Origin of the sequence: Mesorhizobium carmichaelinearum, from assembly GCF_900199455.1 — a bacterium.
GTDB lineage: Bacteria > Pseudomonadota > Alphaproteobacteria > Rhizobiales > Rhizobiaceae > Mesorhizobium > Mesorhizobium carmichaelinearum.
In genome coordinates this window covers 51,179-66,332 of sequence record NZ_FZQR01000013.1, presented here as the reverse complement: position 1 = coordinate 66,332, position 15,154 = coordinate 51,179, and the positions used below count along the sequence as shown (strand labels likewise).

Below are 15,154 nucleotides of genomic sequence, written 5' to 3'. Positions count from 1 at the left end.
CATGTACAAGCTTTATACCCGCCCAGGCAGCGGCGGCTTCGTCGTCGAGGCGGCGCTGGCGCTGGCCAACGCACCATTCGAGCAGATCGATGTGCCGAAATCCGACCGGCCCGATCCGGCCTTCCTCGGCATCAGTCCACTGAACCAGGTGCCGGTGCTGACCCTGCCGGACGGACAATCGATGACCGAATCGGCGGCGATCTGCATTCTGCTTGCCGAGCGCCATCCCGAGGCCGGCCTGGCGCCGGCGGTCGATGCGCCGGCCCGCGCCGATTTCCTGCGCTGGATGGCCTTCATGTCGTCGGTGCTCTATCCGGCGGTGCTGCGGCTTTACTACGCCCATCGCTACACAGCCGACGCCGACGGCACGAAAGCCGTCAAGCAGGCGGCTGTCGCCGAAATGGACCGCGGCTTCGCCGTTCTCGATACCGCTCTCAAAGGCCGTGACTGGCTGGTGGGCGAGGCGATGTCGCTGGCCGACATCTATCTCGTCATGCTGGTGGCCTGGCATCCCGACATCGACAGAGCGCGGGCGGCATGGCCGAACATAGAACGTTTATGGGCCAGGCTGCGCGGCCATCCGCTGCTAAAGACGCTCAACACCTCGCATGAGATGTGGCCCGGCTGAGGGTCAGTTTCGCAGCGCCGCCCTTTTTCCCTGCAGGAACCGGCGCACCGCCGGGTCGCGCTCGAGACCTATCGCGCGATCGTAGGCCTCGCTTGCTTGCGGCACCTGACCAAGCTTGGCCAGGAGCCCGGCGCGCGCCGCCCAATAGGGCTGATATTCGTCGAGCCGCTTGTCGTCGCCCAGCACGTAAAGCGCCGCCAGCCCCGCCATGGCGCCCTCCGTCTCGGCAAGCGCCACCGCGCGGTTGATCGCCACCACCGGCGATCCCACGATCGAAAACAGCGCGTCGTAAAGCGCGCGGATCGCCGGCCAGTCAGTGCGGCCGGTCAGCCGTCGCGCCGCATGAGCGGACTGCACGGCCGCCTCGAGCTGGTAGCGGCCAACGACGCCGTTCGCCGCCGCGTGGGACAGCAGCGCCTCCGCTTCGTCGATGAGCGTGCGGTCCCATAGGTCGCAATCCTGCTCGGCCAGCGGCACGAAGTCGCCTTCGGCACTGCGCCGGGCCGTGCGGCGCGCTTCGGCAAACAGCATCAGCGCAAGCAGGCCAAGCGCTTCCGGCTCTTGCGGCATCAGCGTCGCCACGAGGCGGCCAAGCCAGATGCCTTCGGTGGCGAGGTTGCGGCGCCGCGTCTCGGTGCCGGCCGGATCGGACCAGCCTTCGGCGAAAGCCGCATAGATCGCCTCCAGCACGGCATCCAGCCGTTCGCCGAGTTCGGCCCGCTCCGGCACGCGGAACGGAATGCCGGTTTCGCGGATGCGGGCCTTGGCGCGCACCAGGCGCTGGCCCATCGTTGCCGGCGAGACCAGGAAGGCGGAGGCGATCGTCGCGGCATCGAAGCCGAGCACGGTTTGCAGGATCAGCGGTGCGCGCACGCCCGGCTCGATCGCCGGATGCGCGCAAGCGAACATCAGCCGCAGCCGTTCGTCGGGCAGCTCTTCGTCAGTCATGCGCGCCTCCATCTCTTCGGCGATCAGCTGGAGATGATCGCGGGCCGCCTCCCGGGTCAGCCGCCGCCGCACCGCATCGACGCGGCGGCGCCGCGCCACGGCCAGCAGCCAGGCTTCCGGCTTTTCAGGCACGCCTGATTTCGGCCAGCGTTCGAGCGCCGCTGCAAAGGCGTCGGCCAGCGCATCCTCGGCGGCGGCCACATCACGCGCGTGCGCCGCGAGCCAGGCGACCAGCTTGCCATAGCTTTGCCGGGCGGCGGCCTCGGCGGCCGCCCGGGCGATCTCCGGTCGACTGTCCATCACACAGTCATGTCTTGGGCAGGTAGTCGACCATTTCCCAGATCGGCCGCAACTCGACCGTGCCGGTGCTGGCCGCCGGACAGCGCGCCGCCCATTCGATGGCGGTATCGATGTCGGCCGCCTCGATCATGTAGAAGCCGGCAAGCTGCTCCTTGGTGTCGGCATAGGGGCCGTCGATGACATTGGTCTTACCGTCGGCGATCCGCACCGAGGTGGTCGCCTGGGTCGGGCGCAGCCTTTCGCCGGCCAGCCACGCGCCGGACTTCTTCAGCGCTTCGGTATAGGCGCTGTAGGCCGCGCTCATCTGCTGGGTCTTCTCGATCGGCATAGCCGCCAGTGCGGATTCGTCGTTGTTGATCATAAGCATGTATCGCATGGGTCTTCTCCCGTGATTTCGAAGGCCGCGTCCTTGCGGGGCCAGACGTATGTCGCGCGGCGGCGACCGATTTCGACAGGCCGCGCAAAAATCTTTCGGCCCTGATCGGGCCCGACGCAAGCGGAGAGCTCGTACCCATTGCTAGTCAACCGGCTCGAGCCGGCCGCGATAGCGCACGATCAGCCCGGTGAGCGGGTGCGAAATCTCGACATGGAAGCGGAAGCGGCCATTCTCGACTGTCTCGAAGGAGGCCGAGCGCGGGCAGAGCCACATCGGCAAGGGCAGGCCGAGAACGCTCCAACCGCGCAGGACGAGCGACAGCTTGCCCTCTTCGGCGACCAGCGTCATGGCGAAGGTCAGCGGGCCGAAGCGCTCGCATAAAAGGCGCTCAGAGCGCCCCTGCCCCGCGAACTGGCGGCTTGAAAAACTGTGCGTGCCGAATGTCCGCGTCCAGGTTTCTTCCGCTTTGTCGACGTCGAAGCGGACACGCACCGGAATATCGGTGCCTGGCCCGGGAAAGCCGATCAGCCAGGCCGTTATCCGGCTAAGGAAATTTGATCCGCGCTCGACGCTGGCACGACCTTCCGCCGTTTTCGCATGATCGTGCATGGCGCGGATTTTTTCGGGCACGCCTTGCCAGGCCTCGCCGAGCAATTCCGCATAGAGCGGTTTGCCCGGGTCGCCGGCAGTGTCGTCGCGAAAGCCGGAATAGATCGTCCTGCCCGCGAACAGCGCTTCATAGTCGGCAAGCTCGAGATCGTTCACCGCCGGGCGGGCGCCGGTCGCGGGCATGCGGCCATCCAACGCCTTGCGGACCAGCGCCTCGACCGCCATTGACGGGATCAACGGCCCGTCATCGCCTTCAGCCAGAAGATGCCATGAGCATTTGAGCTGCGTCCCGGCCGGGTCCGCACCTTCGACCAGCACGAACATGCCGCCGCGATGTTCGCCCCAGCGCAGCCGGTTGGTCGCCCAATGCATCAGCGGGGCGAGCGGTGCCAGCGAGCGGACCAGCCCGATGCGCACCAGCCAGGCAAGGCCGATCAGCGCGCGGTGCAGGATTTCGGGCACCGGCCCGGCGCCCATCCAGATGGTTTTCGCCTGCGGCCACAGCTCCGCCAACGCGCGCAGGTCCGGCACGTCGACCAGCGAAAACAGCGTGTTCTTGAGCGGCACGCGGCCAGGCGGCGCGATCGTGTAACGCATCTGTTCGGTCAGCGGGTGGCCCTGCGCCTTGATGCCGTCGCGCATCAGTTCGACCGGCTGGCCGGCATAGCCCGCGATCGCCCGGATGACGTTTTCGCCGACGCCGGCATAGGGCGACGGCGCGATGCCGCCCTTGATCGTGTCGATGCGCACCATGGCGCAGGACAGCCGGCGCACCGCCGCCGCCGTCAGCACCGGAAAGCTGGAGACACCGGACAGGACGAACAGCCCGGCCTGCTTCGCGGCCGCATCGAAAGCCCGCACGCCAGCGACGAAATCCGATCCATCGGCGAGGTCGAGATAATTGATGCCTTGCCCGATACAGGCCTCGATCAGGCGGTAGCGGCCTTCGCCATAGGCCTGGAACGGGCCGCTGGCATCGACCAGCGTGTCGGGGCGCAGCGACTCCAGCTGCGCGGCGAGATCGCCATCCCGGTCGAACGCTGCCGGCATCAGTTGCGCGGCGACCGCGCCACGGCTTTTGCACCAGGCCTCGGCCTTCGCCAAAGAGCGACCGGCAACGATCACCGTCAGACGCGGCTCGTTCTCCAGCAGCTGGATGATGCGTCCGCCGAAGGTGCCATAGCCGCCGACGATGAGAAGTCTCATGCGCTGCTCCCCCCGAAGCAAGGCCTAGCCGAGGAACCGCTCCCGCAGCTCGGCCGATGGAATGTCGCAGCTGTCCTTCCTGCCAAACAGCGCATAACGGTTTTTGGCGATGCGATTGTAAAGCCAGTCGCGCAGCGGGCGCGGCAGCAGCAACAGCGCCCTCGCCGCGCGCCACGGCCAGCCGAGTTCCGACATCACGGCGACAAAGCTGTCGAGCTTGGTGAAGGCAAGGCCGTCGACGAGGACGAGATTGGTTTCGTAAGAGTCCGTGCGCAGCCCATGCTTCCTGAACAACGCTTCGCCGAAGGGCGATTGCGCGGTGGCGAAGCGGAAACGGTTTTGGCGGTCGAGCCTGACCACCATGCGCACGAAGCCGGAGCACAGCACGCAGACGCCGTCGAAGACGATCAGCGGCTGGCGTGCATCGAAAGATGGTTCAGCGGGAGGACTGGGCTTGGCCAGATGTGATTGGGACAGACTTGACTGGGAAAGGTCGGTCACGCGGGCCTCGGCTGCTCGTGTCCTGGGACACTAAGCCAGCCGATGGCGGGATCAAAGACGTGGCGATGTCGCACGCCGCCTTTCGGCCAGCGCCGGGCGCTCGGAACGATAGGTGGTGGCGCGGGTATCGGCACCCGGCCTGCAGATGCGGCTGTTGTGGCGGCTCTCGAACGTCATGGTCAGTGCGCGCCCAGCGAGGTGCCGCGGCGGGCGCATGCCGGACCCGGGCCGCGCATGTAATAGCGCTCGGGCCGATAGGTCGGCGCGATGAATTCGCGGATGGCTGCGGCATAGCCGATGAGGTGCGTAAGGAAGTTCATTTACCCTGTCCCTGTCCCGATTTTCGGATGTCCCTTCCGATTGACGGACATCATAGCGTCGAGGCGTGAATAGTCGGTGAACACGATGTTAATATCTGGTCGAAAACCCGTTGCTTCGTGGCCGGAATGCGGCTGTTTCGGGGTGTTTCCATGCTCTTTGTCGCCATTCCGTCCAGTGTGACTTTTGCATCACATATGTTTCGTTTGAATGTCGCCTGCGCGCGGTTCTGTTTCAATTTCTGTCGCGCCCGTGAAATTTTCGTTCGGGCAGCGACAATGGCTCGGCCGTGCCGTGGTGTGCCTGATGTCACGCACTGGCGGAACTGGAGCGGGCCCTGGCCGTTCTCACCTTCATCTGATTGCTGAAGGGAAATTGCCATGGCACCGCGCCCCGCCTGGAAGGGTTATTTGAAGCTGTCGCTGGTCACCTGCGCGGTAGAGCTGACCAATGTCGTCACCCATACCGAAAAGGTCTCGTTCCGCATTCTCAACCGCAAGACCGGCAACACGGTGAAGCGCATCTATGTCGATGCCGAGACCGGCAAGCCGCTCAGCGATGGCGACGAGATCAAGGGCTATGAGCTCGACGACGGCAATTTCGTGCAGATCGAGGAAGACGAGATCGAGGCGGTGCAGATCGAATCCTCGCACACGATGGCGCTTGACGGCTTCGTCGACAAAGCCTCGATCCAGCAAATCTACCTCGACACGCCCTATTATGTCGCGCCGGCCGACAAGGTGTCGGAGGAGGCGTTCGCCGTCATCCGCGACGCGATGGTTGCGAAGAAGATGGCCGGGCTGGCGCGCATCGTCCTCTATCAACGCGAGCGTCCCGTGGTCATCGAGCCGCTCGGCAAGGGCATGGTGCTTACGACGCTGCGCTACGACAATACGGTGCGCCAGTCGGACAGCGTGTTCGGCGAGATCAAGGCGGTGAAGACCGACCAAGAGATGACCGACCTGGCCGAGCTGATCATCGACAAGAAGAAGGCCACTTTCGATCCGTCGAAATTCGACGACAAATACGAGGACGCCCTGCTTGAACTGATCCGCGCCAAGAAGGCCGGCCACCAGGCGCCGAAGGCCAAGGCCGCGCCCAAGCCATCCAATGTCGTCGACCTGTTCGACGCGCTGAAGAAGAGCCTGTCGGACTCCGGGTCAACGAAACCGTCTTCGTCGGCGAAAGCCAAACCGGCAGCCAAACGCGCCAAAGCGAAAGCCGCCGCGCCCAAGCGCAAATCGGCCTGAGGACACCAAGCCATGGCAAGCCTTGAGCCGTATCACGCCAAGCGCGATTTCAAGAAGACATCGGAGCCGGCCGGCAATGTTGTTCGCGGAACGAAAGCCGGCGGCATCTTCGTCGTCCAGAAACATGCCGCGACGCGGCTGCACTACGATTTTCGCCTCGAGCATGACGGCGTGCTGTGGAGCTGGGCGGTGACGCGGGGCCCGAGCCTCGATCCGCATGAGAAGCGGCTCGCGGTGCATGTCGAGGACCATCCGATCGACTATGCCTCCTTCGAGGGCACGATTCCCAAGGGCGAATATGGCGGCGGCTCGGTCATTGTCTGGGACGAGGGCACGTGGGTGCCCGAAATCGACCCGGCCAAGGCGATGAAGAAGGGCCATATCAGTTTCGAGCTCAAGGGCCACAAGCTGCATGGGCTGTGGCATCTGGTGCGGCTGAAGCCACGGGCGGGTGAAAAGCGCGACAACTGGTTGCTGATCAAGTCGGACGATGCCGCGGCGCGTCCGGGCGAGGACATTCTGAAGGAAGCGCCGGAATCGGTGAAGTCCGGCCTGACGATCGAAGAGGTCGGCGAGGGCAAAGCTGCCAGGGGCAAGAAGCCTGACGTCTGGCACTCCAACAAGCCGGCCGCCGGCAAGGCGAAAGCGGGAAGAAGCCGGCAACTCGACTTCATCGAACCGCAGCTGGCGACGCTGGAACGGGACGCACCGCCGGGCAAGGACTGGCTGCATGAAGTCAAATTCGACGGCTATCGCATGCAGGCGCAGATCGCCGGCACCGATGTGCGATTGCTGACCCGCACCGGCCTCGACTGGACGGAGAAGTTCGGCGGCGAGATCGCTGCCGAACTCGCCGCACTGAAATGCAGCGACGCCATCCTCGACGGCGAGATCGTCGTGCTGGCCGACAGCGGCGTTTCTTCTTTCTCGCTGCTGCAGCAGGACCTGTCTGCCAACCGCACCAACCGCTTCAGCTACTACGTCTTTGACCTGATGCGGCTCGACGGCAAGGATTTGCGCGGCGAGCCGCTGGTCGAGCGCAAACAGGCCCTGCAGGAGTTGCTCGGCAAGCCGTCGGAAAATGCGGCGGTGCGTTTCTCCGACCATTTTTCCGAGCCCGGCAAGATCATGCTGGAGCATGCCTGCCGCATGGGGCTGGAAGGCGTCGTCTCCAAACGCGCCGATGCGCCCTATCGCAGCGGGCGCGGTCCGACCTGGGTGAAGTCGAAATGCACGGCGCGGCAGGAATTCGTCATCGGCGGCTATCTGCCGTCGGACAAGACCGGGCGCGGTCTGCGCTCGCTGCTGGTCGGTTATTACGAGGACGGCAAACTGCATTATGCCGGCCGTGTTGGCACCGGCTTCTCGGCCAAGGGTGCGACTGAGCTCAAGAAAAAGCTCGAAGCCTTGAAGGCGATGGATTCGCCTTTCGACAAGGCCGTGCCCAAGGGAAAGGGCCTGGTCTGGGTCAAGCCGGAGCTTGTCGGCGAAGTGGAGTTTCGCAGCTGGACATCGGACCGTATAATACGCCATGCCTCGTTCCAGGGGCTGCGCGAGGACAAGCCGGCGGAGGACGTTGTGCAGGAAAAGCCCAAGGCAGCGACAGGCAAGGCCAGGCCGGCGTCAAGCGGCAGCGGCGCCGGAGCGATGACGACCAGTGTAAAACTCTCCCACCCCGACAAGCTGCTGTGGCCCGAGGAAAAGATCACCAAGCAGGGGCTGCTCGACCACTATGCGCAGGTCTGGCCGCGCATGGAGCAGTTCGTCATCAACCGGCCGCTTAGCCTGGTCAGAGCACCGGACGGCGTCGGTGGCCCGCGCTTCTTCCAGAAACACGCCTCGGCGGGCATGAGCGACAAGATCGCGCGGATGAAGGACCCCGGGGATGGCGAGGAGATCCTGTTCATCAAGGATTTCGACGGCGTTGCGGCGCTCGTCCAGTACGGCGTGGTCGAGATCCATATCTGGGGCTGCACGATCGACAAGCTTGAAGAGCCCGACCAGATCATCTTCGATCTCGACCCCGATGAGGGCGTTGAGGTGAAAGCGGTGCGCGAAGCGGCGCTCGATATCAGGGGCAAGCTCGACGAATTGTCGCTGCCGAATTTCGTCAAGACATCGGGCGGCAAGGGCTATCATGTGCTGGTGCCGCTGAAGCCATCGGCGGATTGGGAGGCGGTAAAAACCTTCGCGCATGATTTCGCCAAGGCGCTCGAACAAGGTGCCCCAGACCGCTACACGGCGACGCTGTCTAAGAAGGCGCGCACCGGAAAAATCTTCGTCGACTATCTCCGCAATGGACGGGGCTCGACGACGGTCGCGCCCTATTCGTCGCGGGCCAAGAAGGGCGCCACCGTGTCGATGCCGGTGACCTGGGCCGAGATCGGGGCCGGGCTGGCGCCGAATGCGTTCCCGATCGGCGACAAGACGACGCTGGCGAAGCTGGCGGAAGTCGATCCGTGGAAGGCGTTTTTCGAGCAGGGGAAGGTGTTGAAACGGGGGTAGTTCGCGCAATTTGTCAGCGCGGCGATCCTTCGCGCCCCCCTCTGGCCTGCCGGCCATCTCCCCCACGAGTGGGGAGATTGGCAGCGTCTACGCTTTCGCACCCCTTGCACCGTAAGAGATTGGCGAAAGCCGGAGTGACATCCGATCTCCCCGCTTGTGGGGGAGATGTCCGGCAGGACAGAGGGGGGCGCTGTCCCGCTGACGCCTCCTCAGACCATCAAGCCAAAAACACCCTCTCGAACGCCTGTTTCCCCGGCGGCGAAAATACCACGGCGCGGCTGTCCTTTTCCCGCCTTGCCCACTTCTCCAACAGAATCTTGTCGAGGATGGCGGCGCCCAGCGTGCCGGCGAGGTGCGAGCGGCGCACGCTCCAGTCGAGGCAGGCGCGGCAGACCGGGCGGCGCGGTTTGGCGTCGACATCGATGCCGATCGCGGAAAAATGCGATACCGCCGACGGGCCGAGCCTGATCTCCCTGTCGTCGCGCAGCAATATGTCCTTCTCGACGAGGCGGTCGAGCATCGCCACCGCCTGCTCGCCGGCAAGGTGGTCGTAGCAGACGCGGGCGATACGCATGGCGCCGTCGCGCGGGCCCGGCCGCACGCGCTTGGGGCCAACGGCTTCGGCGACGCCGGTGATGGCCTCGATCATGCCCGCCACCTGTGGACCGGCGAGGCCGTAATAGCGGTGTCGGCCCTGGCTGGCCAGAGTCAGCAACCCGCCCTCCATCAGTTTCGACAGATGCGACGAGGCGGTCGGCAGCGACACGCCGGCTTCCAGCGCCAGTTCGCTCGCCGTCAGCGCCGTACCGCCCATCAGGGCGTTCAGCATGTTGGCGCGGGCCGGGTCGCCGACCAGGCTGGCGATGCGGGCAATGTCAGGTCCTTCACGCATAGTTCGTTCCTCATCGAAGCATTCTTGTCAAAGAACCACTATTCTCCGGGCAGATCAAGGAGACGACGACGCAAGCGACGACGGCTCCTGACACGAAACTGCCTAGCACATCGATGCGCATGACGTTTCGACCGCGCTCGAAGCGTCGATGCCAGAACCCAAGGAGACGACCATGACCATCACCTGCTTCATCCGCTATGAGATCGACCCGTTCGGCAAGGCCGCCTTCGAGGAATATGCCCGCAACTGGGGCCAGGCCATTCCGCGCTGCGGCGCCGATCTGATCGGCTATTATGCTCCACATGAGGGCTCGGCGACGACGGCCTACGCCGCCTACAACATCGAAAACCTGGCGGCCTATGAAGCCTATCGCGCCCGGCTTGCCGCCGATCCCGCCGGCAAGGCAAACTATGAGTTCGCCAAGCGTGAACGATTCATCCTCAAGGAGGACCGCATGTTCCTGAAACACGTCTCCGGGCCGCACGCCAAGCTGGTGCTGCCGTGATCGCCGTCATCTTCGAGGTGCAGCCGGCGGAGGGCAAACGCGATGCCTATCTCGCCATCGCCGCCAATTTGCGTCCCTTGCTCGACGGCATTGACGGCTTCATCTCGATCGAACGTTTTCAGAGCCTGGTTGACCCGAAACGAATCCTGTCGCTGTCGTTCTGGCGCGACGAGGAAGCGGTGAAGGCTTGGCGCAACACCGAAGAACACCGGCAGGCGCAGCAGGCCGGTCGGGGAGAAATCTTTGCCGGCTATCGTTTGCGGATTGCGCATGTGGTGAGAGATTATGGGCTGACCGAGCGGGATGAGGCGCCCAGGGACAGCCGGGCGGTGAATGGGTGACAGCGTCGCGCTAGTCCCCCTCATCCGGCCGCTTCGCGGCCACCTTCTCCCCGAGGGGAGAAGAGGTTGGCGCCGGCGCCAAAAGTCTCCTCTCCCCTCGGGGAGAGGTCAGCCGAGCGAAGCGGAGGCTGGGTGAGGGGGCGCCTGGCCCTCAAGCATTCCCGATCAGCACACCCGCCGCGAACACCAGCGCGCCGCCCAGCACCACCTGGAAGGCAGCGCGCAGGAAGGGGGTCTGCATGTAGCGGTTCTGGACGAAGGCGATGGCCCACAGTTCGAAGAACACCACGACCGCGGCGACGGCGGTCGCCGTCCAGAAGCTCGGGATGAGATAGGGCAGCGCGTGACCGAGACCACCGAGCGTCGTCATGATGCCGACGGTCAGGCCGCGCTTGACCGGTGAGCCACGGCCCGACAGTTTGCCGTCGTCGGAGGCGACCTCGGTGAAGCCCATCGAAATGCCGGCGCCGATCGAGGCGGCAAGGCCGACCAGCAGCGTCTGCCAGGTGTCGTGCGTGGCAAAGGCGGCAGCGAAGATCGGCGCCAGCGTCGACACCGAACCGTCCATCAGTCCGGCCAGGCCCGGCTGCACATAGGTGAGGATGAACTGGCGCTGTTCGGCGCTGGCCTCTTCATCCTTCACGTCGCCCGGCACATGCTTCTGCTCCAGCCGCTGCGCCGAGTTCTCGTGCCCCTGCTCGGCCGCCGCCAGCTCGTCGAGCAGTTTCCGGGTCGAGGCATCGGTGGTGCGCTTGGCCGCTTCGACATAGAAACGGTAGGCCTGCTGCTCCATCGCCTCGGCCTGGCGGCGTACATGCTCGATGCCGAGCGGTCTTACCAGCCAGTCGGGCTTGCGCTCATAGTAACCTCTCACATGTTCGCGCCGGATCAGCGGGATGCGCTCGCCGAAACGCTTGCGGAAGAGCTCGATCAGCGCGTCGCGGTGGCCGTCCTCTTCCTCGGCCATCTCCTCGAAGACTTTTGCCGATTGCGGAAAACTTTCCGCCAACCCGTCGGCATAGGCCCGGTAGATGCGCCCGTCATCTTCCTCGGAGGAAATGGCCAGTGCCAGGATCTCCTGTTCGGAGAGCGATTCGAAGGGGCGGCGGCCGAAGCCGAAAACGCGGGAAAGCATGAGGAAATGACCCTAGTTTAGAATAGTTCTAAACTAGAGTTTGGCATGGCCCGGGTCAACCGCATGCTTGGTAGCGCGGTCAAGAATTGTTGAAGCGCTCGAGCGGCCTCACCTCTTCATTATTAGCAAAGATTCGCCTATATGGCTGAACCTAAGACAAGGACGAGGATCAACGCATGACGAAACCGCACGCACAGCCTTTCGACCCAAAACCCGTTCTCGATCTCATCGCCAGCATCGAGGCCGATCTGCAGCGCCTGAAGGGCCTGGTCGAGCAGCAGGTCGAAAAATTCGACCCCGCCAACCCGCACAACAAGGCCCCGGACGGCAAGCTGACCGAAGAGGGCGTCGAGTGCTGCTACCGCATGTTCGACGAAGGCAAGTCGCGCTATTCGGTGTCGCAGCAGATGAAGATCTCGTTTGCCGCGGCCACGCATCGGTTCAACAATTGGCGGAAGCTGGGTGGGAGTAAGAGGGAGCGGACATTGTTGGGGTGAAACTAGAGATGTCGGCGGGACAGCGCCCCCCTCTGTCCTGCCGGACATCTCCCCCACAAGGGGGGAGATTAACAGCGTCACCGTCCCGCCCTTCTTTCCCCGCTGAAAAGTGGCGAAAGCGCCAATGACTGCCGATCTCCCCCCAAGTGGGGGAGATGTCCGGCAGGACAGAGGGGGGCGCGACAGCCGAGGCCAGGGTGATCTCGCATTTCACGGATGACTTCCCAACTTTGTATCGGTTACATCTTTTCGTTGGCATCGCGCGGCCCTTTGCGTGCACCATGGCCGGATCACATCGCTACAGGATCCGCCATGACCACCCCTCCCGGCATCGCCGACATCCATGCCGCCGCAGCCCGCCTCTCCGGCCTGATCGTCGAAACCCCGTTGCTCGAATCGGCCGAGCTGAACAAGCGCTTCGGCGGGCGCATCCTGTTCAAGCCGGAGACGCTGCAGCGCACCGGCTCATTCAAGTTCCGCGGCGCCTACAACAAGCTCTCGTCGCTGAGCGAGGAAGAGCGCAGCCGGGGCGTCGTTGCCTTCTCCTCGGGCAATCATGCGCAAGGCGTCGCCGCCTCCGCCGCCATGTTCGGCGTTAAAGCGGTCATCGCCATGCCGGCGGATGCGCCGGCGATGAAGATCGGCAATGTCCGCAAGATGGGCGCCGAGGTGGTGCCCTTCGACCGTTTCCGCGATGACCGCATGAGTGTGGTTCGGCCCTACATCGAAAGGGGCATGGTGCTGGTGCCGCCCTTCGACGATCCGGCCATCATTGCCGGCCAGGGCACGATCGGCCTCGAACTGATGCGCCAGGCCAAGGTGCTCGGCGTCAGCCTCGATGCCGTCGTCATTCCCTGCGGTGGCGGCGGCCTGTCGAGCGGCATCTCCGTCGCGGTCAAGGATGCCTCGCCAGGCACCGCGGTGTGGGCGGTCGAGCCCGAGCATTTCGACGACACGCGCCGCTCGCTCGCCGCCGGCGCCCGGGTTTCCAACGAGCCGGGTCACAGCTCGATCTGCGATGCGATCCTCACCGCCGAGCCGGGCGCCATCACCTTCGAAATCAACCGCAAGAACCTCGCCGGCGCCATTGCCGTCTCCGATAGAGCGACGGCACAGGCGATGCGCGACGCCATGGCCTACCTCAAGCTGGTGGTCGAGCCCGGCGGCTGCGTGGCGCTGGCGGCGCTGTCGTCGGGCGAGATCAAGCTGTCCGGCCAATGTGTCGCCGTGGTGCTGTCCGGCGGCAATGTCGATTTCGGTACCTATGCCGAGATCATGGCCGCTGCATAAAGTCGCGATTGGCCGCGATGCAACGGCGTCGGGCCGCTATCTGCAGTGCGCAGGTTGGTGCGGAGTCTTCCTGTGTACGGTCATCCCAGTAGCTGCTTTGCCTTCCGCCATGCCGCGGGCGGCATCCCGAATTCGCGCTTAAAGGCGCGGGTGAAAGCCTCCTCCGCCTGGTAGCCGATTTCATAGCCCACCTGCGCGATCGACCGATGGCCGCTGCGCAGCTGCTCCTTGGCGAGTTGCATGCGCCAGGCGGTGAGATAGCGCATAGGCGGCATCCCGACGAGGCCGGCAAAACGATCGGAGAAAGTCGAGCGGGAGAGCGCAACCTCGCGCGCCAGCTGCTCCGCGGTCCAGTGAAGGTTCACCCCTGCGTGCATCAGGGCGAGCGCGCGCCCCACGGCCGGGTCGCGCATGCCGGCGAGCCATCCCTTTTGCTCTGGCACAAGCGACGCCGCGTAGCTGCGCACGGCTTCGACGAAAATCAACTCCGAAAGGCGAGACATCACCGCTGGCGAGCCGACCTGGCCCTCCTGCAGGCCCTTGAGGGCGAAGTTCAGAGAGGCCTCGATCCAGTCGCTTGAGCCCGCCGTTACCATGTCGACCTTCAACATCCGTGGCAGCGTGGCAATCAGCGGATTGCGTTGCTCGTCGCTGCCGAGAAAGCCGCAGATGAGCCGCGTGGGCTCGCCACCTCCCCCGTGAACGATTCGGGCAAGGCCGCCTCGCTCTCCGGGTTGAATGAGATGCTCGGTGCCGACCGGGCGCATATCGAGGGCGCTGCCGAGCAGGTGTGGGTCGTTGCGGGACAACACCACGGTTTCACCGGCGCGGACCTCGAACGGGCTCTCGCCTTCGACAGCGGCCAGCATGCGGCCGCTGACGACATAATGATAGGCGATGATCTGGACGGCGTCGGTCAGGAAAGGGCGGCACTGGTCCGAAGTGAACCTGGCTGACACACACCAAGGTGCGGTGAAATGGGTATCGAGAAAAACGCCGCCCGTCATTTTGACGGCACGCAGCACTTCCCCAAGCGCGTCCAAGATCAATTCCCTTCCGTCAGTCAGTCAAGTGTTCCGGCGGCCCGGTCATTCAAGCTCCGAACGCGGCACTATAGCTAATAGGCCATTGGACGTCGTCGGCGACTTCAGGGAAAGCACCGTCTCACGGCCAATTCGATCCACAAACCAGGGAGAAGACCATGGATCTCTATGTCATCCGCCGCAGGACCGCCTGGGGCAATCCGGTCGAGCTGAAGGCCGCGGCCGAGAAATCCGGCCGCATTGGCAATGAGGAGATGCCCGACCGCGTCCGCTGGATTCGCAGCTACGTGGTCAAGGAGGCCGACGGTCGGCTTGGCACCGTCTGCATCTACCAAGCTCGCGATCCCCAGTCGATCAAGGAGCACGCCAGCCGCGTCGGCATGCCGGCGGACGAGATCCTGCCGGTCATGGACACGGTCATCGTTCGCGCCGACCCCGAGAAAGCGGTCGCCTGACCCAGAGAAATTTGGAGCGGCGGCTCCGACCTAGTCGGAGCGTCCGCCGCTCTACCTCACAACCTGACAATGGAGTTCACATGAGAACGATTGCTCTTTCAGCCGCGTTTCTAGTTGCTGCCGGCACCGCGTTTGCCGCAGGCGGAAGCGACCACTATGGATCCGCCAACAACACCAACGCGTCTGCCGGCGCCGCCGAGTTCCACACCCAGTCCATCACAGTGCGGAACACGGCCACCATGGGCAGCCATGCCATGGCGACGGGCGACAAGGCGGAGATCCCAACGACGAACAGTATCAAGCCGCAATTTGAGCACTGACGGCACGCGGCGCATTTTGGAAAGCGGCGGGCTTG

Annotated in this window: 17 protein-coding genes; 9 read left to right on the top strand and 8 right to left on the bottom strand. The window is 64.5% G+C overall.

The genetic code is table 11. The annotated features are described in order from the left end of the window. The first annotated feature begins 1 nt into the window (after window position 1). Window positions 2–628 carry a glutathione S-transferase family protein gene (locus CKW40_RS26935; protein WP_095202871.1) on the top strand — a complete coding sequence of 209 codons (627 nt, stop codon included), beginning with the start codon at window positions 2–4 and terminating at the stop codon, window positions 626–628. Window positions 629–631: 3 nt separating this feature from the next. Here the strand turns inward: CKW40_RS26935 and CKW40_RS26930 are convergent, their stop codons facing one another. From CKW40_RS26930 to CKW40_RS26910, 5 genes are all read right to left on the bottom strand, one after another. Beyond that, on the bottom strand, window positions 632–1,876 hold the full coding sequence (locus tag CKW40_RS26930; protein WP_095202870.1) for an RNA polymerase sigma factor: 1,245 nt from the start codon (window positions 1,874–1,876) through the stop codon (window positions 632–634). A gap of 7 nt (window positions 1,877–1,883) precedes the next feature. Continuing rightward, complete coding sequence (locus tag CKW40_RS26925; protein ID WP_095202869.1) at window positions 1,884–2,252, bottom strand: YciI family protein; 369 nt, start codon at window positions 2,250–2,252, stop codon at window positions 1,884–1,886. Between the two features lie 141 nt (window positions 2,253–2,393). Continuing rightward, the gene (locus CKW40_RS26920; protein WP_095202868.1) at window positions 2,394–4,067 is read right to left on the bottom strand and encodes a saccharopine dehydrogenase family protein; all 1,674 of its coding nucleotides are present in this window, start codon (window positions 4,065–4,067) and stop codon (window positions 2,394–2,396) included. 24 nt (window positions 4,068–4,091) lie between these two features. Beyond that, window positions 4,092–4,568 carry a thiol-disulfide oxidoreductase DCC family protein gene (locus CKW40_RS26915; protein WP_244571298.1) on the bottom strand — a complete coding sequence of 159 codons (477 nt, stop codon included), beginning with the start codon at window positions 4,566–4,568 and terminating at the stop codon, window positions 4,092–4,094. A 179-nt stretch (window positions 4,569–4,747) separates the two neighbouring features. After that, window positions 4,748–4,888: a hypothetical protein gene (locus CKW40_RS26910; protein WP_080680878.1), complete on the bottom strand. Its 141-nt coding sequence runs from the start codon at window positions 4,886–4,888 to the stop codon at window positions 4,748–4,750. 378 nt (window positions 4,889–5,266) lie between these two features. Between CKW40_RS26910 and ku the strand changes: the two genes are divergently transcribed. Together ku and ligD are read left to right on the top strand one after the other, a co-directional pair. Next, entirely contained in the window at window positions 5,267–6,136 is an 870-nt protein-coding gene (ku, locus tag CKW40_RS26905) for a non-homologous end joining protein Ku (protein ID WP_095202867.1), read from the top strand. A gap of 12 nt (window positions 6,137–6,148) precedes the next feature. Then, window positions 6,149–8,641, top strand: coding sequence for a DNA ligase D (ligD, locus tag CKW40_RS26900; protein WP_095202866.1), 2,493 nt, complete (start codon window positions 6,149–6,151; stop codon window positions 8,639–8,641). 217 nt (window positions 8,642–8,858) lie between these two features. Here ligD and CKW40_RS26895 read toward each other — a convergent pair whose 3' ends face one another. Then, on the bottom strand, window positions 8,859–9,533 hold the full coding sequence (locus CKW40_RS26895; protein WP_095202865.1) for an ArsR/SmtB family transcription factor: 675 nt from the start codon (window positions 9,531–9,533) through the stop codon (window positions 8,859–8,861). 172 nt (window positions 9,534–9,705) lie between these two features. Here CKW40_RS26895 and CKW40_RS26890 point away from each other — a divergent pair, with 172 nt between their 5' ends. Both CKW40_RS26890 and CKW40_RS26885 read left to right on the top strand, forming a co-directional pair. Then, window positions 9,706–10,038, top strand: a complete 333-nt coding sequence (locus CKW40_RS26890) for an NIPSNAP family protein (RefSeq protein WP_019862263.1) — start codon at window positions 9,706–9,708, stop codon at window positions 10,036–10,038. Then, entirely contained in the window at window positions 10,035–10,379 is a 345-nt protein-coding gene (locus CKW40_RS26885) for an antibiotic biosynthesis monooxygenase family protein (RefSeq protein ID WP_095202864.1), read from the top strand. Before CKW40_RS26890 ends, CKW40_RS26885 begins: the two co-directional genes overlap by 4 nt. A gap of 151 nt (window positions 10,380–10,530) precedes the next feature. Here CKW40_RS26885 and mbfA read toward each other — a convergent pair whose 3' ends face one another. Continuing rightward, window positions 10,531–11,514, bottom strand: a complete 984-nt coding sequence (gene mbfA / locus CKW40_RS26880; RefSeq protein WP_095202863.1) for an iron exporter MbfA — start codon at window positions 11,512–11,514, stop codon at window positions 10,531–10,533. A 176-nt stretch (window positions 11,515–11,690) separates the two neighbouring features. Between mbfA and CKW40_RS26875 the strand changes: the two genes are divergently transcribed. Together CKW40_RS26875 and CKW40_RS26870 are read left to right on the top strand one after the other, a co-directional pair. Further along, window positions 11,691–12,011 carry a hypothetical protein gene (locus CKW40_RS26875; RefSeq protein ID WP_095202862.1) on the top strand — a complete coding sequence of 107 codons (321 nt, stop codon included), beginning with the start codon at window positions 11,691–11,693 and terminating at the stop codon, window positions 12,009–12,011. 312 nt (window positions 12,012–12,323) lie between these two features. Continuing rightward, a complete protein-coding gene (locus tag CKW40_RS26870; protein ID WP_095202861.1) occupies window positions 12,324–13,301 on the top strand; it encodes a threonine/serine dehydratase family protein in 978 nt (325 codons plus the stop codon). 80 nt (window positions 13,302–13,381) lie between these two features. Here the strand turns inward: CKW40_RS26870 and CKW40_RS26865 are convergent, their stop codons facing one another. Next, window positions 13,382–14,344: an AraC family transcriptional regulator gene (locus CKW40_RS26865; RefSeq protein WP_244571297.1), complete on the bottom strand. Its 963-nt coding sequence runs from the start codon at window positions 14,342–14,344 to the stop codon at window positions 13,382–13,384. Window positions 14,345–14,502: 158 nt separating this feature from the next. Here CKW40_RS26865 and CKW40_RS26860 point away from each other — a divergent pair, with 158 nt between their 5' ends. Together CKW40_RS26860 and CKW40_RS26855 are read left to right on the top strand one after the other, a co-directional pair. Next, window positions 14,503–14,799, top strand: a complete 297-nt coding sequence (locus CKW40_RS26860; RefSeq protein WP_095202860.1) for a DUF4242 domain-containing protein — start codon at window positions 14,503–14,505, stop codon at window positions 14,797–14,799. Between the two features lie 80 nt (window positions 14,800–14,879). Next, entirely contained in the window at window positions 14,880–15,119 is a 240-nt protein-coding gene (locus tag CKW40_RS26855; RefSeq protein ID WP_095202859.1) for a hypothetical protein, read from the top strand. The last annotated feature ends 35 nt before the right edge of the window (window positions 15,120–15,154 follow it).